This window comes from Streptomyces sp. NPDC002889, from assembly GCF_042888425.1.
Classification (GTDB): Bacteria; Actinomycetota; Actinomycetes; order Streptomycetales; family Streptomycetaceae; genus Streptomyces.
This window is the reverse complement of the sequence record NZ_JBIAPT010000034.1, coordinates 1-19,743: the sequence shown is the minus strand read 5'-3', so window position 1 is coordinate 19,743 and position 19,743 is coordinate 1. Positions and strand designations below refer to the sequence as shown.

The 19,743-nt window shown below is 68.4% G+C and carries 20 protein-coding genes and 1 pseudogene; 9 read left to right on the top strand and 12 right to left on the bottom strand.

The features are described from left to right. Positions 1–8 precede the first annotated feature (8 nt). A complete protein-coding gene (locus ACFYWI_RS34660; protein WP_389239763.1) occupies positions 9–839 on the top strand; it encodes a hypothetical protein in 831 nt (276 codons plus the stop codon). Positions 840–1,011: 172 nt separating this feature from the next. On the opposite strand, the gene ACFYWI_RS34655 is transcribed toward ACFYWI_RS34660, so the two are convergent. The 8 genes and pseudogenes from ACFYWI_RS34655 to ACFYWI_RS34620 form a co-directional block, all read right to left on the bottom strand. Next, complete coding sequence (locus ACFYWI_RS34655) at positions 1,012–1,461, bottom strand: hypothetical protein (RefSeq protein WP_389239762.1); 450 nt, start codon at positions 1,459–1,461, stop codon at positions 1,012–1,014. A 193-nt stretch (positions 1,462–1,654) separates the two neighbouring features. Then, a pseudogene (locus ACFYWI_RS34650) lies at positions 1,655–2,227 on the bottom strand (barstar family protein); the annotation flags it as partial. Between the two features lie 440 nt (positions 2,228–2,667). Beyond that, positions 2,668–3,168, bottom strand: a complete 501-nt coding sequence (locus ACFYWI_RS34645; RefSeq protein WP_389239761.1) for a hypothetical protein — start codon at positions 3,166–3,168, stop codon at positions 2,668–2,670. A gap of 251 nt (positions 3,169–3,419) precedes the next feature. Then, complete coding sequence (locus ACFYWI_RS34640; RefSeq protein ID WP_389239760.1) at positions 3,420–3,785, bottom strand: hypothetical protein; 366 nt, start codon at positions 3,783–3,785, stop codon at positions 3,420–3,422. A gap of 462 nt (positions 3,786–4,247) precedes the next feature. Further along, complete coding sequence (locus tag ACFYWI_RS34635; RefSeq protein ID WP_389239759.1) at positions 4,248–4,370, bottom strand: hypothetical protein; 123 nt, start codon at positions 4,368–4,370, stop codon at positions 4,248–4,250. 93 nt (positions 4,371–4,463) lie between these two features. Continuing rightward, entirely contained in the window at positions 4,464–4,850 is a 387-nt protein-coding gene (locus ACFYWI_RS34630) for a hypothetical protein (RefSeq protein WP_389239758.1), read from the bottom strand. A gap of 216 nt (positions 4,851–5,066) precedes the next feature. Next, positions 5,067–5,231 (bottom strand): hypothetical protein, encoded by a 165-nt coding sequence (locus tag ACFYWI_RS34625; protein WP_389239757.1) that lies wholly within the window; start codon positions 5,229–5,231, stop codon positions 5,067–5,069. A gap of 2 nt (positions 5,232–5,233) precedes the next feature. Then, positions 5,234–7,054: a glycoside hydrolase family 15 protein gene (locus ACFYWI_RS34620; protein WP_389239756.1), complete on the bottom strand. Its 1,821-nt coding sequence runs from the start codon at positions 7,052–7,054 to the stop codon at positions 5,234–5,236. Positions 7,055–8,249: 1,195 nt separating this feature from the next. Here ACFYWI_RS34620 and ACFYWI_RS34615 point away from each other — a divergent pair. The 7 genes from ACFYWI_RS34615 (at position 8,250) to ACFYWI_RS34585 (ending at position 16,413) form a co-directional block, all read left to right on the top strand. Further along, positions 8,250–8,645, top strand: a complete 396-nt coding sequence (locus ACFYWI_RS34615; protein ID WP_389239755.1) for a hypothetical protein — start codon at positions 8,250–8,252, stop codon at positions 8,643–8,645. Positions 8,646–9,903: 1,258 nt separating this feature from the next. Next, positions 9,904–10,464, top strand: coding sequence for a hypothetical protein (locus ACFYWI_RS34610; RefSeq protein WP_389239754.1), 561 nt, complete (start codon positions 9,904–9,906; stop codon positions 10,462–10,464). Between the two features lie 96 nt (positions 10,465–10,560). Then, on the top strand, positions 10,561–11,685 hold the full coding sequence (locus ACFYWI_RS34605) for a DUF4331 family protein (protein WP_389239753.1): 1,125 nt from the start codon (positions 10,561–10,563) through the stop codon (positions 11,683–11,685). Between the two features lie 16 nt (positions 11,686–11,701). Continuing rightward, positions 11,702–13,054 (top strand): Dyp-type peroxidase, encoded by a 1,353-nt coding sequence (locus tag ACFYWI_RS34600; protein ID WP_389239752.1) that lies wholly within the window; start codon positions 11,702–11,704, stop codon positions 13,052–13,054. A gap of 158 nt (positions 13,055–13,212) precedes the next feature. Beyond that, the gene (locus ACFYWI_RS34595) at positions 13,213–13,890 is read left to right on the top strand and encodes a hypothetical protein (RefSeq protein ID WP_389239751.1); all 678 of its coding nucleotides are present in this window, start codon (positions 13,213–13,215) and stop codon (positions 13,888–13,890) included. A 47-nt stretch (positions 13,891–13,937) separates the two neighbouring features. Next, positions 13,938–14,723: a VOC family protein gene (locus ACFYWI_RS34590; RefSeq protein ID WP_389239750.1), complete on the top strand. Its 786-nt coding sequence runs from the start codon at positions 13,938–13,940 to the stop codon at positions 14,721–14,723. A gap of 262 nt (positions 14,724–14,985) precedes the next feature. Then, complete coding sequence (locus ACFYWI_RS34585; RefSeq protein ID WP_389239749.1) at positions 14,986–16,413, top strand: FAD-dependent oxidoreductase; 1,428 nt, start codon at positions 14,986–14,988, stop codon at positions 16,411–16,413. 144 nt (positions 16,414–16,557) lie between these two features. Here the strand turns inward: ACFYWI_RS34585 and ACFYWI_RS34580 are convergent, their stop codons facing one another. From ACFYWI_RS34580 to ACFYWI_RS34565, 4 genes are all read right to left on the bottom strand, one after another. Further along, positions 16,558–16,704 (bottom strand): hypothetical protein, encoded by a 147-nt coding sequence (locus ACFYWI_RS34580; RefSeq protein ID WP_389239748.1) that lies wholly within the window; start codon positions 16,702–16,704, stop codon positions 16,558–16,560. Between the two features lie 369 nt (positions 16,705–17,073). After that, the gene (locus tag ACFYWI_RS34575) at positions 17,074–17,613 is read right to left on the bottom strand and encodes a DUF3732 domain-containing protein (RefSeq protein WP_389239747.1); all 540 of its coding nucleotides are present in this window, start codon (positions 17,611–17,613) and stop codon (positions 17,074–17,076) included. 90 nt (positions 17,614–17,703) lie between these two features. Continuing rightward, positions 17,704–18,516, bottom strand: coding sequence for a hypothetical protein (locus ACFYWI_RS34570; protein WP_389239746.1), 813 nt, complete (start codon positions 18,514–18,516; stop codon positions 17,704–17,706). Positions 18,517–18,616: 100 nt separating this feature from the next. Further along, positions 18,617–18,910: a hypothetical protein gene (locus ACFYWI_RS34565; protein ID WP_389239745.1), complete on the bottom strand. Its 294-nt coding sequence runs from the start codon at positions 18,908–18,910 to the stop codon at positions 18,617–18,619. Between the two features lie 572 nt (positions 18,911–19,482). Between ACFYWI_RS34565 and ACFYWI_RS34560 the strand changes: the two genes are divergently transcribed. Further along, positions 19,483–19,629 carry an MscL family protein gene (locus tag ACFYWI_RS34560; protein WP_389239744.1) on the top strand — a complete coding sequence of 49 codons (147 nt, stop codon included), beginning with the start codon at positions 19,483–19,485 and terminating at the stop codon, positions 19,627–19,629. Positions 19,630–19,743: the final 114 nt, after the last annotated feature.

Sequence of the window (19,743 nt, the reverse complement as noted above, 5' to 3'; positions counted from 1 at the left end):
GGAACTTGATGCCAAGCATCACCGGCACGCCGGACCGGCGTGCCCGAAGATCGACGACGGTCACCGCGGCCGCTACCGTCGCACTCATCGCACTGGCCGGATGCGGCTTTGGCGCCGACGACGCGGAGGAGAGCGGCAGGGCAGGCAGTCCGAAGCGGCCAGCAGCCAGCACGTCATCAGACAGCGGCGGGTCGCGCGGCGCCCGGGCCGCCAGACTCATCAACCAAGCCCTCGACGTGACGTTCGATCAAAATTACCTGAGCTCGACCCGGCGGATGAAGACCGAGGGGACCGCTGTCCTGCACAGTGCCGTGCGCGGTGGCAGAGCGGAATGCGAGACACACGCCCGAAGGGGCACGTCGTCCCTTGACTTCGTCGTCACCGCATCCGCGTTCTACTCGCGAGGCAGCAAGGAAGCGCTCAGGATGTCGCCCGAAGCCAAGACGGACCCGGTACGCGTGGAGGTGATGGCTGACCGGTGGGTGAAGCGCAATGCCACCGTCTTCAAGATCATGCGTGACATGTGTGAGTCGAAAACCCGGCGGACCTGGCTGGAGAAACGTATGCCTCCCCTGGACGAACTCGCCGAGGCAACCCCAACGCAGCGGCCTGGGGTGGTGCAGGGGCAACCCACCACCAAGATCACGTATAAGCGTGAGGGGGGAACTCTGGAGTTCCACATCGCCGCTGAGGGCACTCCGTTCCTCCTGCGGATCACGCACCCGGCCAAGGACCTCCATGAGTCGTTCAGCGACTTCGGTAAGCCCTTCCGCGTGGCCACACCGCCGGGAGCGGTCTCAGAGTTCCAGATCGCGAAAGAGATCCTCGCGGCCCAGTGATCCCGCCTCCCACAAAGATCCGCAGATGATGCCGGACGCGAATCTCCGGTCGGCACTCGCCGGGATCCGCTTCGCAGCGCGACCTGAAATGGGTGCCTCCTGGTCGAGTCGGAGCCGGACCCGGGTGCCGGGCGCGGGAGGATCCGCCGCCGGTCCGGCCGGCGCAGCGGTGTCAGTTGGCGTCGGAGGGGCGGTGCAGGGATGTGAGGCCGTATCGGAGGTGGATTATGGGGAGCGTGAAGTCGGCGCGCACCGTGTGCTGGTCGCTGACGTTGATCTTCTGCTTTTGCCGGTGGAAGCGGCCGCTGTACCGCCCCGGCGTGATCTGCCCGTTGCGGCTACCGAGTTGCGTGCTGAGCCAGATTTGCGTCGCGCTGCAGAAGCTGAGAGCGGTCGGCGCGGGGATGTCGGCCAGCTTGACGTGGGCCGTCTCTCCCTCGGTCCGGATGGCGATGCTTCCACCGTCGGGGAGCTCCGCGCTGAGACGTTGGTAGTCGATCGTGTTCATGCTGAAGGCGGGGCGCAGGCTGGGGAGGTACGTCATCAGCAGGCATGCAGTGGTGACGCGGAAGGCGTTGCGCTGGGCTTCCCAGGCGCGCATGTGAGTGCTGAGGGTGGTCATGGGGCGGTCCCTTTTCGTGGGGCGGGCCCGGCTGGGGCGCCGGGGTGTCACGGTCGGGGCCGAGCGGGTTAGCGCGGCAAGCGGCGGCCGGGGTGCGGGTCGGCCCCCGGCCCGCACGTGTGCGGGTCGGGGGCTGGTGAGCTGAGCCCGGGTCAGTGCGCGCGGTGGGGCACGGCCTGGGGGTGGATGCGGGTCAGATGCGGTAGCGGGCTTCGGAGACGGCGCGGCCGCGCTCCTGGTCGGCTCCGAGGGGGAAGTAGCGCACCGGGGCTGCCGTGCCGTCTGCGGCGGTGCGCCGGACGGCGACGGCCCCGTACGGGTCACCGCCCATCAACGGGGGCTCGATCTCGAAGAGGTAGGTCGCGTCCCCGATGCGGCGGGCCCACTCCCACCGGCCGCCGGGCGGCATGGGCTGACGCATCCCGATCACGGAGATCCCGTAGGTGCGGGCGGCCTCCACCAGGGCGCGCCGGGTCTCGTACAGGGCCGCGTACGGGATCGCGCGCCGTACGGCGGTCAGGAACGCTGTGTAGGACCATTGCTGTCCTGCCCGCAGAAGGGTCCTGAAGAGCAGCCGCTGTCCGGCGGCATCGCCCGACAGTGCCTTATCCGCGGCCTCGACGATCAGTACGTAGTGGTCCGCGGGCAGCCACTCCAGATCGCGCAGACAGTCGGAGAGGGCATCCCAGTTCCACCCGAAGTAATCAGGCAGCCTCAGTCCGTCGTAGAACTGCTGGAAGACGGCGTCCGTGTCGCGCATCTCCCGGCCGTCGAGACGCGCTACGTAAGTCCTGCCCGGTCATGGGAAGCAACAGATCGACAGGCAGGGCGCCTTGCTCCGGAACGACGTGCACCCAGGGCACGGTGTGCACCGCCACCTCCCCCTCCAGCGATCCAGGACTCCACCGCCGTCAGAGCCGGAGACGGCAGCGAGCTGCAAAGTCTAGATCCAAACGAAACGGCCTAGCCGCGCAACCGCACGGCCCGCGCTCTTGAAGGGCGCGGGCCGTACTGGGAGACGGGGGCGAGGTGTGGTGGTCAGACGTCGATGCCGTTGTCCTTGAGTGACCGCTTCTCCGTCCTCCGGGCTGACGGAGGTGCCGTGCCGGTCGGCTAGCCAGGTGAACCAGTCGATGGGGCGGCCGCGTCGGTGGCGTAGTCAGCGGTGTTGCTGACGTCGCGGCGCCACCAAAGGCAGGGGTGACGTCAGGAGCGGCGCTGTTCGTAGACCGCCTGGTGGAGGGCCTGCATGGCCTCCTGGGCACCTTGCCGGTCTTGGCCGTGGTCGATCGCCTCGAGAGCGGCGGCTGCCGCGGTGCGCACGCTGTGCGGTAGCCCGTCGTCGGCGGAAATCCGGTACGCAATGGTGCGGCGCGCGAGCCGCTCCTCGCCGGAGACGCCGACCGGGCCGGTGAGCGGGAAGACGGCGGCCTCGTACGTAGCGATGCCCAACAGCACGCCTTGGGACAGTCCTTCTGCGTAACCCTGGACGTTCGCGTCCCGTTCCGCCTGCCCGAGTTGGGCGAAGACGCGACGGCGTACCAGAAGCGATCCGCCGCATGCCCCGACGCCGGTCACGACACCGGAGAGGACCGCGGCCGCAGGCCCGGCCACGAGGTAGCCGCCGCATGCCCCGAGCGCGGCGGCGCCCATCGCCAGTTGCGCAGTGATCAGCACATGGGCGCGGGTGACCGCTCGGGTGTCCATGCCGGGCAGTATCCCGAACGGCACCAACCGCACCAGGCCCACCCCTCACCGGACCGGTGACGGCAGGAGCGGCCCCATGCAGGGGCGGGAGGCGGGTCAGGCGTGCTGCGGCGTGCGGACGGCCGATGCAGCCGCGCAACTACTCGCCAGCCGCACGCTGCTGAGAGGGGATAAGGCACGGGCCGCCCCTGGCCGGTGAGGACTCCCGGCCAGGGGCGGGCCCAGAGAAGGTTGCTGGGGTGGTGCGGCGCTCAGTTGTGGGCGATGGCGGTGGGCCAGTCGGCAGGCCGGTAGAAGACATCGCCCACGATGCGGGAGTGGAGGGTCACGATGCCGCTGGGCAGCTCCAGATGGACACTGATCGTGCGGCGCCGCACGGCCTGGGCTGCCCAGTCGCGCAGCTGGCCGCCGGCTACCTGCTCCTGGTAGGTGAACTCCCCCTGAATGGTGCTCAGGCCGTGGAAGTGGCTGGTGTAGCCGGAGGCCCCGATGCGGTGAATCTCGCTCGGGCCGAGCCGGTGAACCAGAGCGAAGCGGCTGCCCGGGGAACGCCGGTGCCACCAAACCCTCACCATGCCGTCGGTCAGACACACGCCGTCGGCATGGCCGGGCACCACCCACGTGCCGTGGCATCGCAGCCACAGGAAACCATCCGGGCAGCTGACGCAGTCACCGTGAACCGGGGCAGCATGGTCAACGCGTGAGCGGTGCGAGCCTGTGTGAAGAAGTCCGCAGCCGCTGCCCGCGGCCCGTCGTAGACGGCAGGGACGGGCACAGGGAGCATGATTGTTGCGAGCATGACAAGTCTCCTTGAGCAAACAGGGTGTGGCATGCGCGGGCCGGGCCGCGCGCCGGGGCGGCCGGGCCGGCTCAGAACTCGCTGATTGACAGCAACAGCACGCACCGCGCGGCCCGGGGAACCCCACCATGGCCAGGCATGGGGTAAGCCCCGCAAGCGGGCAACCGAAGGGCCAAACGCGCAGGGCCCGCGAGGGAGTAGGCCGCACGACGGTCAGGGGGAACGCGGGCGGGCCCGCCCGCCGCGGAGACGGCACAGGCGGGCCCGGAGGGCGGGCGGGTCAGTCGCGGGCGCGGGCCTTGGTCTGTGCCCGGGCACGGCGCTCGGCGGCTGCGGCCTTGTGGCGGCGCTGCAACTCGCCGAAGGAGTCGTTGAGTCCCTTGCGCGGCCGGTTGGCGGCCATGCCGACGCGACGATGCCACGCATCAGCGAACACACCAAAAGCCGCAACGAGGCGGCGATCCGGGCGGCCATGGACCGGCTGCTGGCGGGCGACCTACCGCCGGGCGGCAAGGCCGACCTCAAGACCCTGGCCGCCGAGGCCGGGTGAGCCGGACCGCGTTCTATCCGAAGAGGGACCGCGACGGATCCGCCCGGCCCCTACCAGCACCTCGCCGAGGAGTTCGAGCGACGGCTCCGAGCTCTCCAGGAGGCCGGTGAGGTCGTCGACCCGCGGACCGCCCAGATCGAACGGCTCAAGCAACAGGTCGCCGAGCTGAAGGAACGGGTCGCACGCCGTGATGCAGAGCTGGCCGAACTCGCCGCGTTCAAGACGCTGGCGGTCTCCCGGCTGGCCGCCCAGCACGACGAGATCACGCGTCTGCGCGAGCAAGCCGAAGCCGCTGGAAAACGTCCGCCGTCTGCCCGGCTCCCGCAACGGCACGGCACCGTTCGGATCGTGCAGTTGAGGCTCGTCCGTACGGCAACAACGCCTCGTTGACGATCTCTGCGGGTCGGCCGCCAAGTCCACGGTCGGACCGGGCTCGTTGGGCCGCAGCGGTTCGAGGGCGGCGTACTGGGATTCCACCCCAGTCGGGCGGGCATGAAATGGCCCGTGGGTCCGGCGACCCGTCGTTTGGCGGACGCTCGGACGCCCCGGTCACCCGGACGTGCTGGGCGTCGCGACCGCGATGAGGTCGTCGAGGGCTCCGCGGTGGTGGGCGCCGGGGACGGCATCGGCCGTGCGGTGGCCGCGGGCGTAGAGTTCGGCGAATTCGGCGGCGCTCAGCTGCGGTGGTCCCGCCGGAGTGGCCGGCGTGACCATAATCAGCGTCTCTGTTCCTGGTCGAGTGCCTTGTCGAGGGTGGTGGCGGCCATGATCAGTGACAGGTGGGTGAATGCCTGTGGGAAGTTTCCGAGTTGCTCACCGCTTGGACCGACCTCCTCGGCGAAGAGTCCGACGTGGTTGGCGTAGGTCTGCATCTTTTCGAAGGTGTAGCGGGCCTGGGGCAGCCGGCCCGCCCGGGCGAGCGCGTCCACGTAGAGGAAAGTGCACAGGCTGAAGGTGCCTTCCGAGCCGCGCAGCCCGTCCGGGGATTCTGCCGGGTCGTAGCGGTAGACAAGGCTGTCGGAGACGAGTTTGCGGTCCATCGCGTCGAGCGTGGACAGCCAGGCGGGGTCCCTGGGGGCGATGAATTCGACTCTGGGCATGAGCAGGAGGGAGGCGTCCAGGACCTCGCTGTCGTAGTGCTGGATGAAGGCGCGCTCCTTCTCACTCCAGCCGCGTTGCATGACCTGTTCGAGGACGGCGTCTCTGGCCTTGCGCCATTTTTCCTGGTCGGCGGGTTTGCGGAAGGCCTCGGCCAGGCGCAGCCCGTGGTCGAAGGCGACCCAGGACATCACCCGGCTGTAGGTGAAGTTCTTTCGGCCCCCGCGGGTCTCCCAGATGCCCTCGTCCGGCCTGTCCCAGTTGTCGGCGAACCAGTCCAGCGTTCTGGCCAGTGCCTTCCACCCCCGGAAGCTGGCCTGCCGCTCGCTCTCGCCCCCTTGCGCCAGCGCGTATACCGCCTCGCCGTAGATATCGAGCTGAAGCTGGTCGGCAGCACCGTTGCCGATACGTACGGGGGAGGAACCGCGGTAGCCCTCGAAGTGATCGAGTGTCTCCTCCGGCAGGTCGGGGTCACCGTCGACCCGGTACATGGTCTGCAGCGGCTCTCCGTCCCTGCCCTCGCGCTCGCGCAGCCTGTCCACCAGCCAGTGGACGAATGCGGTGGCCTCCTCGGCGAAGCCGAGGTCCAGCATGGCGCGCACGGACAGAGCGCTGTCACGTACCCAGGTGAACCGGTAGTCCCAGTTGCGCTCTCCGCCGACCTGCTCGGGCAAGCCCATCGTGGCCGCCGCGATCAACGCGCCGGTGGGCGCATAGGTGAGGAGCTTGAGGGTGATGACCGAGCGGTGCACCAGCTCGGGCCAGCGGCCCCGGTAGCGGGACTGGCTCAGCCACTGCTGCCAGAAGCGGACGACTTCCTGGAACTGTTCGGTCAGCCCGTCGGCGGTGGGGGAAACTGGCGCCTTGCCGCCGGACGCGCAGACGGTGAAGACCGCACCGTGGGCCTCACCGGCGCTCAGTGTCACGTTGCCGCGCACGTCCTGACCGTCCCGCTCCAGCGGGAAGGTGGTCTGCAGGTGCGCATCGTTTCCCGGAGCGCGGAAGAGGGCGCCGTTGCCGTCGAGTTCGAGCTGATGCTCGGCCCGGCCGTAGTCGAAGCGCGGCCGGCACTCGAGCGAGAAGTCGACGGTCCCCCGCACGGCGCGTAGCACGCGGATCAGGGTGTGCCGGTCCGTGGCGGTGCGGGTTTGGTCCGGGGGCATGAAGTCGACCACCTCGCCCACGCCGTCCGGCGACATGAACCGGGTCACCAGGATGGCCGTGTCGGGGTAGTAGAGCTGTTTGCAGGCCGCGTCGGGGTCCTCGGGGGCCAGGCGAAAGTACCCGCCACGGTCGTGGTCGAGCAGGGCGGCGAAGATGCTGGGAGAGTCGAACCTTGGAGCGGCAAACCAGTCCACGACGCCCTGCGACGACACGAGCGCGGCGGTCTGCAGGTCGCCCACCAGGCCGTGCTCTGCGATGGGTGGGTAGCGGTCCATGGTTGCTCCGGAGTCTCGGAGAATGCCCCGCCATCCACCATCCCTCTCCTCGGTCGTCCTTGCCACGTCGCAGCAGTCGACGACCGCTCGCCCACGGCCGCAGGCAACGGCCACCCCGCGCCGGCAGCACCTTTACGGCGTAATGGCCCCGGCCGCAGACCCCGCCGCAGTTCGGGCGGTATCAGGAACGCCGAGGCGACGGTAGGCGCCGGAGCCGTGCACCCTCTTCGATGCCGACCGGGCCGCGGCGGACGTTACTGGCTGGGGTCGGCCTGGGCACGTCGTATCCGCGCAGGGATACCGGTCGTGTCCGGCATCGCTACGGCGATCGGGAACTCCCGGCGGAGCGGGGCTGAGCCTGTCGCCCGCCAGCCGTGGTTCCAGCGGGCTATAGCGCCGAGCGACTCCGCCCGCAGGATCGTATTGCGCTTGACCGGACTGTTGGGGGGCTACATGCTCCCGACCGAGGCCGCTACTGCAGGCCGTCGCTCGAGTCTGAGAGCGCCGGGCCCGTGGACCAAGGAGGCCACGTGTGGAAGAGACCTGTACCGGACGGCAACTGATCCTTCGCCAGGGCGCGAACAGTGCCGTCGAGGTTGAGCTGGGTGCGGCGCTCCGATCGTACACGGTCGGTGAACGCGCCGTGGTCGACGGATTCGCCGCACAGGACCAGATCACCGGGGACCGCGGCCAGATGCTGACTGCCCCTGCACGGACGCGGCTGCGAGCGCGGCCTGCCAACGGCAGACGAGCCGGTCGCCGGGACGGCGTACGACTTGCGTGCGCCGCAGGCTGTCGGAGCACGCCAGCTGGACACCCCCTTCAGCGACCTCGACCGGAGCACGGACGGGCGGGCCGTGGTCCGCCTGGCCCACCCGTCGGGTGCTTACGGTACGGACGTGTGACTCGGTGAGGGCGCCAACTGGCTGACGGCAGCGGCGAGCAACAGGCCGGATCGGGCGGGCTTGACGCTACTGGCGCCCAGCTGTGGCCCTCTGCGGCGGGAGCTGTGCTGCTGATCGCAGGCACCGTGCTTCTCCGGACGCGCACCCGCCGTGAGACCGCACGCGAGGCATGCACGCGAGTGTCCCCGCACACGGGTGTCTCCGTATCCCCCACACGGGTGTCCCCGGTGGCGCGGGCGCACCAGTGACTGCTTGCTGGACCGAAAGGGGAACCGAGAAAGAAGGCGAGCTTGCATGGAGGCGAAGAGCGAGCGGCTGCGGACGCCTCGGGCCGCCGGATGGCAGGGGCCGTGTTCGCGGTGCTGCTGGCGGCGGCAATGGTGCTGATGCGGATCGCCATCCCCTCCGGGAACGCCGCCGACGCGGCCGTCGATCCGGACCAGCTCTGGGCAGTGCGCGTGGCACTGGAGATCGTCCCGTTCGCGGGAATCTTCTTCCTTTGGTTCATGGGAGCCCTGCGCGCACAGGTCGGCGGAGCCGGGGACAGATTCGTTACCACCGTGTTCCTTGGCAGCGGACTGGTCTTCGTCGCCACCCTGTTCGGAGCCGCCGCCGCCGGCTCGCTGACTCTGATCGGGGAGGAACCCACGAGCCGTACGACCGGCCGCCGCTGTCCAAGCAGGTGATCGAGGGGTGGGTAGCGGCGGGCCACACCGGGCCGCCGCGACGCGATGACGTCGAAGCGGAGTGGCGGCTCGGCGTGCCCGCCACGGAACTGGACCTGGCGGGCCAGCATCTGCACTTGGCCGGTGGCGAGAGAGTCGGGTTCGACCGCCCACTGATCACGACCGGAATACGCGCCCGGCCATGGCCGAAGCCGGCAGAGGCGGCGCTGAAGGATGTGCGTGCTGCGCACCCGCGACGACGCTGACCGGCTGCAGCAGCTGCTGGCCGCCCGGCGGGCCAGGTGCTGGTCAATGGCGTCGGGTTCACTGGTTCCGAGATGGCGTCGGTCTGTCGCGAGCTCGGGTTGGCGGTTACGTCGCCGACGCCAGGCTCGCACCGCTCGTGGCGGCGCTCGGCGGTTATCCGGCGCGACGCCCCGAGGTGGAAGATGCCGTTGGGCGGTACTGGGCCTGCCGACGAGTCCTCCGACCGAGGTAAGCGCGCTGCCCGAGACCCCGGCGCCGGCGCACTCGGTCAGTCGACCCGATCACACAGCGGCCTTCGGTCTAGCTGGGATGATCTACACAAGGCTGCGCGGACGAACCGTGGCGGGGTCACCGCCGGCGTCCACACGAACCCGCCGCGCCCCGGCACAGCCAAGGACGACCAGCGCGACGCGGGCCTGCCGGGGGTGTTCGCCCCAGGCCACCTCGGCAGCCAAGTACGTCGCGACGCTAGGAGCCGGGGTGAACGGTCACCGGCCGAGCCGTCACCCGATCGAGCTGGCTGGTAACGGAGAGTTGAGTCACCTGCTGCAGGTGAGGTGTCGGCGCGGGATACAGCGCACACTACAGCTCGCGGGAAGGCTCAGTCCTTCTGAAGAGGCTACCATGAAGATCGTGAGACTCGTCGCCGCCCCGCTGGCCGTTGCTGCCGGCGCCATGTTCGCCGTCCGGCAGGGACTGACCGCCAGATACCAGGCCGCCGTTTCGGCGTGACTGCCGCTCGCCGGGCGCTCAGGCCATGCGGCGAAGCAGACCGAGGTGCCAAGCGGATCCCGGACGTGCCGGCAGAACGCTCGACTGACGGCGATCGTGCAAGGTCGAGGACACCGACTTCGGGGCGTGGTCGCCCCAAATCGCTCGAGGAGATCGTCGCGGGGAGGTGCGTCGCCACCGCACTACTAGCCGGCCGAGGACATAGGGAATCCCAGGACATGGTGACCGCCTGCCGAATAACTCAACACAGGCGAACGATCCGGATCTAGGAGGAGCAGTCATGACGACACCTACCAGCAAGAAGTCGGGAAAGGGCAGGGTTCACGGCGTGGTCTCGGAATTGAGCGCGCTCATGAGCGTGAAGGAAGGCCACAAGGAGCCCATGAAGGCAACGATCCAGGTGTTTGAGGACCGGCTGCGCGACCCCCGCACTCAGTCGTCCCTCGAGAGGATCGGCCTGCGTAGCCTCCGGTTCGTCCTGTTCGACGACGACCGTCGGCTGATGTGGTTGACCTCGTTCGAGAGCGAGTGGGACCCCTACGTCGATGACGCCCTCGCCATCATCGGCCTGCCGGTGTGGGCCGATTGGCTGCAGCACACCAATGAGTTTACGATCGAGGATGTGGACGCGGTCACCAATGCCGACATCAAGGCGTTCCTCCAGTCGGGCCAGATTCAAGCCGCGGGTTTTTTCGACTTCTTCGGCGACGTGACGCAGCCGCAAGTCACCAAGGCGCTGCGGGTGAACAAGGCGTTCCAGCAGGTCCTCGATGACCCCGCCGCCCAGGAGGCGCTCGCGCAACCGGCCCTCAAGCCGCTGCTCGATGAGGCTGCCGACTGACGCCGAGCTCGGTGCGCAGTTTAGGCAGGCGGCGCCCCTTGCGCCGCCTGCCTAATACGGCTCCAGCCGCCGTTCCGACTCGGAAGGGTCGATACCGTGTCAGACCATTTCTCCGGGCCCCGGGCCATTGCCGGTCCCGCCGGTGACATCTGCGACTTCTACGTGTTCCCCAGCCCTTCGCGGCCGGGGTGGATCGTCCTGGTGATGACCGTGCACCCGAACGCGAAGCCGGACACGGCGTTCTCCGACGCCATCACCTTTCGCTTCCGGATGCGCCCGGTCACGATCCCCGACGAGGTGACGCACCTCGCCGTCGGCACGGAAGCCGAGGAGATCGCCTTCGACCTCTCCTTCGCCCCTCCGGCCCCCGGTGACGGCTCGGCGATGGGGCAGATCGGGCGCTGTGTCGCGATCTCCGGTGAGCCCGTCGCGGTCACGGTTAACGACCCGTCGGGTGCGCACACCGACGCCCTCAGCGTCTACGCCGGCCTGCGTTCCGACCCCTTCTTCATTGATCTACCCGCCCTCCAGAGGTCCATGATGAGCGGGCAACTCGCCTTCTCCTACCCCGGCACGAACTCCCTGATGGGAACAGATGTGCTGGGCATCGTGGTCGAGGCTGACTACGCACCCCTGCTCACCGGCGGGCATGGGCCGGTGTTCGCGGTGGCCGCCGAGACGGTCGTCTCGGGTCCGCTGCCCATCAGGCTCGAACGTACCGGCCGGCCTGAGGTCAAGAACGTCATGTTGTCACCGAAGACCTACGACTCGGTCAACAGCGACATAGAGCTGCGCGATTTGTACAATCTGGAGGATCCGTTCCACATGGGGAAGGACTACCGCGCCGCCTACCGAACACGGCTCAACGCGAACCTTCCGGTCTTCGACAGTCTCGACGGCAAAGTAGATTGGCCCACCACCGAAGACGGCGTCCACCCGTTGACCGAGCTGATCCTCGGCGACTACCTCGTCATCGACATCTCGAAGCCCTATATGGACAACAGTTTCTTCGAGATCGAGCAGTCGATGTTGGCCGGGCACCCGCATGCCACCTGCGGCGGTCGTTCACTCAACGACGACGTGATGGACAAGATCTACACGCTGCTCATCACGGCGGGGCAGGGTCCCCCGATCAGCGACGGCGTCCGCGCCGCGACCACCCCCGCAGGCACCGACTTCCCATACCTGGCGCCGGCCAACCAGCCCCCGGCGGGGCAGTGACGGACGGGACACGACCATGACCAGTACGACCGCGCCAACCAGCGCCGACCTGACTGCACTCGAACTGGACGACATACAGGCAGGCACGCTCCGGCCTCGCCCCGACCCGTATGCCGGCGCCTACCTGGTACTTCGCATCGACGACCGGCGCGACGGCCAGGAACTGGTGCGCCGACTGGCCGAGGTGGTGAGTTCGGCCGCCGACGTCCTCGATCCTCTCGCCCAGGCCTCGCTCAGCGCCGCGTTCAGCTTCGCCGGCCTTCGGGCCCTCGGCGTGCCCCAGGACAGCCTTGACACGTTCGCACCGGAGTTCCAGCAGGGCATGGCAGCACGTGCGGACAAACTCGGTGACGTCGACCGGAATGCCCCCGCGCACTGGGAACACCCACTCGGCTCCTCCGACGTGCACGTGGTGCTCACGCTGCTCGCCCCAGACGTCGCACGGTTCGAGGCAACTCGCGCGACCGCCCGAACCGCCCTGGACAAACTTCCCGGCATCGGGCGGGTCTGGCGGCAGGACGTCTATTCCCCGTTCGACGGGCGGAACTCTTTCGGTTTCCACGACGGCATCTCCCAGCCTGGCATCGAGAGCAGCGGACTTCCCGGCCGTAACCCGCATGAGGCTCTGCTCAAGCCGGGCGAGTTCGTCCTGGGCTACCTGAACGAGACCGGGGATGTGTCACCGACGCCGCAGCCGGAAGTGCTCGGCCGCAACGGGAGCTACCTCGTCTTCCGCAAGCTCTACACCGACGTGGCCGCGTTCCGGCGGTATCTCCACGAACAGGCCACGAGCCCGGCCGAGGAGGAGCTGCTCGCCGCCAAGCTTTTCGGACGCTGGCCCAGCGGCGCCCCTCTGATCCTCGCTCCAGACCACGACAAGCCCGAGCTGGGTGCCGACCCCGACCGCAACAACGCCTTCCTCTACGGCGACGATCCTCAGGGTCTGATGTGTCCGGTCAGCTCCCACGCGCGGCGGATGAACCCCCGCGACGCCGCGGTCACCGGCGAGGTGCGACTGCACCGGCTGCTCCGCCGCGGCGCCACCTACGGACCGCCGCTTCCCGAAGGCGTCCTCGACGACGACGGTGCCGACCGCGGCCTCCTGTTCGCCGCGGTCAACGCCAACCTCGCGCGCCAGTACGAATTCGTGCAGGCCCAATGGGCCAACGACGGCAAATTCATCGGTGCGCCCGACGAGCACGACCCGCTCATCGCCGCCCACGATGAGCACGACCAGTTCACACTGCCACGCAAGCCCATCCGCCGCCGCCTGCGGGGCCTGCCGACTTTCGTCGTCAACCGCGGCGGCGAGTACTGCTTCCAGCCCGGGATCCGGGCTCTGCGTTGGCTCGGCGACCCGGACACCTGACCTGAATACCTGGGCCCGATCGGTGGTCGTCGATCCAGGACCTGCACCAGCAGCCCAACGCCAAAGCCGCCGGGGCCCGGCTGACGGTCACAAACAGGTCAGGTCTGCATCGCCATCAGACCGAATCGGCTCGACTACCAGCTTGGGAGGCGGCAGTGATGGCAGAGGCCGAGCTCACACCTAGCGCAGTTCGCAGTCCGCGGGCTGCCGCCATCGCTGGCATCGTGTTCGCCGTGCTGTACGGCGCCGTCATCGTATTGATCCTGCAGGCGGTGCCCTTTAGTCCGACGGATGCGGGGACGTGGCTGACCAGCTCAACCCAGCGGGACTCCGTGGTGTTGGCGCTGAACCTGGTCCCATTCGCGGGAATCTTCTTCCTATGGTCAATAGGCGCGCTTCGTGATCAGCTGGGCGTCAGGGAGGACAAGTTCTTCGCCACGCTCTTCCTCGGCAGCGGCCTTCTGTTCGTCGGCATGCTGTTCGTGATGGCCGCGCTCACTGGCGCACTACTCATCTTGGCCGCCGAAAATCAAGGCCGCCCGCTGCTGGACGTGTGGATATTCGGACGCGCGACCGCCTACAACCTTATGAGCATATACGCGACGCGCATGGCTGGCGTGTTCGTACTCACCACGTCGATGCTCGCCCTACGTACCGGCCTATACCCCCGATGGCTGGCGCTGATCGGCTCCGCGGTCGGTCTTCTCTTGTTGATCGCAGCTGGCATGATACCGCTGCTCGAACTGGCATTCCCGATCTGGGTTCTCATCGTCAACATCTATGGGCTCATCGTAAAAGCAGCTCCGCGAGCGAAAGCAGCTCCGCGGGCGGTATGAGGCGCTGGCTGCGCGTGATCGTCCCCCAACCCCACGGAGGAGCTCCGATGTCCGCCCGTACGGATCCCTGGCCCGCCGGCACGCCCTGCTGGGTCGACCTCAACGTCCCTGACGTCGAAGGCGCCGTCGCCTTCTACACGAGCGTCGTCGGCTGGACGTTCGTCGACACCGGCGCGGAGTACGGCGGCTACCTCATCGCCCAGGTCGACGGCCACGCCGCCGCGGGCGTCGACCCCGCCATGCAGGAGGGCCGGCCGTCGGCCTGGACGGTGTACCTGGCGAGTGACGACGCGGACGCCGCCGCGAAGCTGATCGGCGAGCACGGCGGCTCGGTGTTCGCCGGACCGATGGACTTCGCCGGGAGCGGCCGCGTCCTCGTCGCCACGGACCCCACCGGCGGTGTGTTCGGCGTGTGGCAGCAGACCGGCATGATCGGCTTCGAGGTCCAGGACGAGCCGGGGTCGTTCGCCTGGGACGACATGCTCCTGACGGATCCGGCCGCCGGCAAGCGCTTCTACGCGGACGTGTTCGGCTTCCAGTACGCGGCGATCGGCCCGGCGGCGGGTGAGGTCCCCGGCGACTACGAGACGTTCCACGTCGGTGGCCGCCCGGCCGGTGGCATCGGCGGGATGATGGACGTTCCCCCCGGCACGCCGTCGCACTGGCGGGCCTACTTCACTGTCGCGGACATCGACGCCGCGGTGGAGGCGGTCAGCGACGGCGGCGGCGCGGTACTCAGGCCCCCCGAGGACACGCCGTTCGGGCGGATCGGCGTGGTCGTCGACCCGTTCGGGGCCCAGTTCGGCTTGCGCGCGCCGTCGGCCGGACAGTAGGGGCCGGATCCTCGGGGGGTGTTCGTCGTCGACGACACCGGGTTCATCAGGAAGGGGATTCGCTCGGCGGCGTGGCGCGGCAGTACACCGGCACCACCGGAGAGGTCGACATGCAGATGCACGGGGTTGGCGAACAGGTACTTTCCTGCGGTTTCGAGCGCACTGGAGGACATTCTTCATTCGGGGTGACCTGGATGTGCTGCTGCTCGGTAGGCGCAGGGACCGATAGACCCCGAATCAGGTCGTCAGGCGGGTGAGAATCGTGACCAGTCATTATGATCTTGTCGTGGTCGGGGCCGGGCCAGCCGGGGAATCCGCAGCACAGATGGCGGCGAACCTGAGGTATTCGGTGGCGTTGGTCGAGCGCGACACCGTCGGAGGGGCGGTCGTGACGAGCGGCGGCGCACCGACGAAGACCTTCCGGGAGGCCGCCCTGTATCTGAACGGGTTCGAAAAGGAGGCCATCTACGGGATCTCGCTGGCCGCCCCACCCGAGGTGCTGTTTAGGCCGCTCACCACCCGGGCCCACGAGGTGAGCGCGGCCATGCAGCAGGCCACACTGGACCGGCTGCAGACCTTCGGTGTGCACCTGGTGGCCGGCTCGGCCCGGCTGGAGGACGGCCACACGGTGCTGGTGCGCTCCACAACCGGCGAGGAGACGCGGCTACACGGCGAGCGCATCATCCTCGCAACCGGATCACGACCACTGCGTCCGGCCAGTGTGCCATTCGACGACCCATGGGTCTTCGACACCGAAGAGATCATGGAGATCGGTGGACGGCCCCGGCACATCCTGATCGTGGGTGGCGGTCCAGTCGGGGTCGAATACGCCACGATCTTCCAGGCACTCGGGGTGCCGGTAACCATCGTGGACACCGCTCCCCAATTGGTGGCGATGATGGACGAGGAGATCTCTGCACGGTTGGAACAGGTGTTCCGACGACGCGGTACCGAGGTCATCACCGGCACCGGGATGGCGTCGACGCAGCGAGACGGCGACCAACTGCGCACCATCTTGACCGACGGCCGGGAGCTGCGGCCGGACGCCTTGCTCTTCGCCGCGGGGCGCAGCGTCGATGTCACGGCGTTGAGTCTGGACACTGCCGGTATCGAGATCGACGAGCGGGGTCGGGTGGTGATCGGTGAGCGTGGGCAGACGAGCTGCCCCTCGGTCTTCGCCGCGGGAGATGTCACCGGCCCGGCGCTGGCGTCGATCGCTACCGATCAGGGGCGGCAGGCGGTCTGTGGAGCCTTCGACCTGAATTTTTCCGTCCACGTCGACCGACTTCCGGCCAGTGCCGTCTACGGGATGCCCGAGGTCGCCCGGGCGGGTATGAGCGAGCAGGACTGCAAGTCGGCGGCCATTGCCTACGAGATCGGCCGTTGCGAGCTCGGCTCCACCCCGCGCGGTCTCATCGCTGGGGAGGAGGGCCTGCTGAAGCTGGTGTTCCGGAGAGAAGACGGGGCCTTGCTGGGCGTGCATGTGATCAGCCAGATCGCCTCCGAACTGGTCGGTACCGGTCAGGCGATGATCCACGGTACGGCCACCATCGAGGACGTACTTCGGATGGCCTACAGCACTCCGACCTACACCTATGGCTACAAGCTCGCCGGCCTCGACGCGATGCTGCGGTTCGACCCGGACGTGCTCCGGGGCATGCGCCTGCCCTCGGAGGCCGATCGGGTGTAACCGCAGCCATGTCCCGAGCCACTCGTTCGCCGCGATGAGGATCGCGCCGCAAGTCTTCTGACCCCGACGCGACCAAATCGGCTCCCGGACGGGCCGAAGAAGAATCCCGCGTCGGCGTACCAGGACGGCACGGTCGCGCTGTGGTCATGCGGCACCCTGCCGGACTCCGGAACTGTCCAGGTCGGCGACCTCGAACTCCTCCTCGCCCACGCCGCCCGTGTGGCCGGCGCCACCACCGTGGAGCGCTACTCGACTCGTGAAAGCGCCCCTTCGGTCGGCTATGGCGTCCACGCTGAATTCCCTGACGAGACCGCGGCTTTCGTCCAGCTCCACTGGACACTGAGAAGCCGTATCTCAATCGAACGTGATCCGTTGATTTCTGCTGGTCAGGCATGGTTTTGCTCGCAGTGAGGGAGGCATGCGGCGTCTGTGTCCGCTTCATGGTCGAGGCGTGCGCGGTGGCGTCGGTGCTGGGAATGCTGGAGGAGCGGGAGGCGGCTGCCCGGGTGCGGGTGGAGGGCCTGCGGGAGGAAGCCGCGAGGTTGGCTGAGGTGTTGGAGGCCGCGGAGATCGAGCTGGACCGGCGGGAATCGCCGCCTTCCCGGCAGGGGTCGCAGTCAGGTGGGCGAGCGGGACGCGTCGAAGCCGCGGCTGCCATGTTCACTCCTCCGCGCCGTCGTCGGCCTCGTCGGCAATCCAGTGCTCAGGGACGAGGGCTTCTCCGTTGCTTCGCCTCCATCGGGCGCGCACCGCACTACGGAAAGGCTCGGCGTCCAGGTCAGCGTGCTCAAGGACGATGACCTGGAAGGAACCATCGAGAGACTCGATGCTCGAGGCGATCGTCTTGTAGATGTCGAGGAGCGTGGCTCGGGCGGATCCGAATCCGCCGCCGCGGGTCTCATCGGGAAATCCTGCTTGCGAGGGCTGATCAAGAATGAGGAACCGAGGGACAGGGCTGCCGATCTCATGGAACCACTCGTGCAGGCTCAGCATGGTCGCGATGTGATAGCCCAAGTAGTTGTGCCCGCTGCCCATTTCCGACATCTTGACGGGCCCACGCTGCGTGTCCGCAATGAGGGTCAGTCCTCGAGGGTCGAGGCGGATGGGATCGTTACGATGCTCGAGTTCCAGAGCGATGGCCTTGGCCTGGATCTTCTGGTTGACAAGGAACCGACGCGAACACGAGGTCGCCGCCGACACCGCTCTCGCAAGCCCTCCGCCGGACGGGCAACGGGCAGCGCAGGGTCGGCGTACGGGCGGAGGCTCGGCAGGCCCGACGGGCGCCGCCCGCTACTCCTGGTCTTCGCCCTCCTTCGGCTCTGCGAACCAAGGGCCGTTGTCGTCGTCCTCCTGTGGCTCTGCGAACTGAATCCAGCTGCCGTGACCCACCGGCGGCGCGGCGAACCAGGGGCTCTGTAGGCCAGCGTGCAGAGTCCGCTCCAGCCTCGTGAGAGTCTCTTGTCCGGCTGTCTCGGGCAGGAGGCCCTTGAGATCCAAAGGCAGCCCCCTCTGCCTGGCCTTCTCGGTTCGTCTCGCCAGCGAAGTAGCAGGCGGGGCGGACGCGACGAACTCCGAGGTGCTGAGAGCCCGGGTGGCCTGGCTGCGCAGGATGGTGAGCCGGGAGTCCGTGTTCGTAGTGCTCGCGAGGACGCGTGTCTCCCACGCGCACCCGACTACCTCCACCCGGTGCGTGTCGTCCAGGACGGCGGGACCGCTGAGAATCCACCGCACCGTCGCCGAACACCAGACGTGATCCCCGATGCGGTAGGCGCTCGCTTCCCCGATGTCGTTGAAGGCGACCGTGGGCGCTTCGGCCCAGCCCACCACCTTCACCGGCTCGGTGGTGACCGTCTCGAATTCGCCGGTTCCGAGGTCCTCTGCCAAGAAGGCCATCGACCCATCGAACCTGCGGCGACTCCAAATGTCCGGTGGCATGTAGCGGACCGCCTCGGCGCTGATCGCCTTGAGGCTTTCCGATCCCGAGAGGATCCCGCGCACCTGCTCCTCGTTCACCTCGGCCGGCACCGTGAACATCTTCACAACCTCATCGAGGGACGTGAGGTGTACGAACCGGTCCCTGATGCCTTCCAAGTCCTGGTCCATCGGAGGCGAGTACGCCGTTCCGTCCCCGAAGTCCTTCGTGTAGTCGGGGACATAAACACGACCGGACCCCGCATACCGTATGCGCGGCCCAGCAGTTGATTCACGGCAGCCCTCGCCGGGCAGGTCTCGCTTCAGGGACCGGCGCCGGCGGCTGCGTCACCGGGTGCCGCTGCTGTACATCGCCACGACCGTTACCAGGAGCGTCATCGATTTGATGGCGGGTGACGGTGGCGGTCAGCGTGACGGCGGCGAGGCGAAGCGTCTGAGCGGACAGCTCGTGCGCCGAGTCGAGGGTGAAATGGGGGCTCAGCCAGCCGTTCCACCGGTTGGCTGGGTCCAGCTTGCAGTCGAACGGGCCGAGCGTGTGGTCGATGCAGACGCGGGTGGTGATCATTTGGCGGGTGTGGTTCACGGGTCCTTCTCTCCGTTCGCACGTGGGCGGCCCCGAGGGCCGCGCCGTGGCCCGGCACAAGGGACCGGGCGGTATCGGTGGCTCCGCTGCTTGGCGGGGATCGGGGGGTGCCGGGAGCCCGGCTGTGGGGGCCGGGCCGGGGTGGGGACCGGTCACCGCTCCCCCGGCTGGCGAGCCGGACTGTGGCGGGGCAGGGGGTAAGCGGCGCAACACCTGATCCGGACGCCCGAGTTCGAGGGGTGGGCGGGACGACGAAGGCCCCCGGGGCGGTCCTGGACGGGACCGGCCCGGGGGCATCGCTACCAGGACCTGGCCGCTACGGCCCAGCGCGGTCATCTCGACGCGCCGGGGCAATGGCCCGTCTACGGCACCGCCCTCACCGAGGCCGTCCGCATCCTGGAGGAGATGAAAGCGGACCTCCAACCGCCTCCGCCCACCGCTCGCGACGACGGGTCGGCGGTGAACGGTAAGGCGTCGCGCGATGCACCAGCGAGGGACACGGTGCCCATGCGTCCGCCGCCGATCTCGCAGCGACACAAAAGGAGGAACAACGGGTGAACGGCTTTCGCAGCTTCATCCTGCGCGGCAACGTGGTCGACCTGGCGGTCTACATCGTCATCGGCGCCGCCTTCACCGCCGTGGTGACGGCTTCGTGCGGGCCTTCCTACCCCGCTGGTCGCATGGGCGAACGAACCCGCTGAAGGCAAAGCGAGCTGGGTCCGTCTCTCGTGCGTTCCCGCGCGTACCGGTCCGAAGGCGCTTTCACCAGGCGCCACTTGGGGAACTACAGCCAGCCGTTGCGGCGGAAGAGGGAA

Coding starts and splice junctions, on each gene's coding strand:
- ACFYWI_RS34610 (WP_389239754.1), top strand. CDS start 9,904: ATGACGACACCTACCAGCAAGAAGTCGGGAAAGGGCAGGGTTCACGGC.
- ACFYWI_RS34635 (WP_389239759.1), bottom strand. CDS start 4,370: ATGGCCGCCAACCGGCCGCGCAAGGGACTCAACGACTCCTTCGGCGAG.
- ACFYWI_RS34590 (WP_389239750.1), top strand. CDS start 13,938: ATGTCCGCCCGTACGGATCCCTGGCCCGCCGGCACGCCCTGCTGGGTC.
- ACFYWI_RS34595 (WP_389239751.1), top strand. CDS start 13,213: ATGGCAGAGGCCGAGCTCACACCTAGCGCAGTTCGCAGTCCGCGGGCT.
- ACFYWI_RS34625 (WP_389239757.1), bottom strand. CDS start 5,231: ATGGTCACGCCGGCCACTCCGGCGGGACCACCGCAGCTGAGCGCCGCC.
- ACFYWI_RS34600 (WP_389239752.1), top strand. CDS start 11,702: ATGACCAGTACGACCGCGCCAACCAGCGCCGACCTGACTGCACTCGAA.
- ACFYWI_RS34655 (WP_389239762.1), bottom strand. CDS start 1,461: ATGACCACCCTCAGCACTCACATGCGCGCCTGGGAAGCCCAGCGCAAC.
- ACFYWI_RS34645 (WP_389239761.1), bottom strand. CDS start 3,168: ATGGACACCCGAGCGGTCACCCGCGCCCATGTGCTGATCACTGCGCAA.
- ACFYWI_RS34620 (WP_389239756.1), bottom strand. CDS start 7,054: ATGGACCGCTACCCACCCATCGCAGAGCACGGCCTGGTGGGCGACCTG.
- ACFYWI_RS34565 (WP_389239745.1), bottom strand. CDS start 18,910: ATGATCACCACCCGCGTCTGCATCGACCACACGCTCGGCCCGTTCGAC.
- ACFYWI_RS34660 (WP_389239763.1), top strand. CDS start 9: ATGCCAAGCATCACCGGCACGCCGGACCGGCGTGCCCGAAGATCGACG.
- ACFYWI_RS34570 (WP_389239746.1), bottom strand. CDS start 18,516: ATGGACCAGGACTTGGAAGGCATCAGGGACCGGTTCGTACACCTCACG.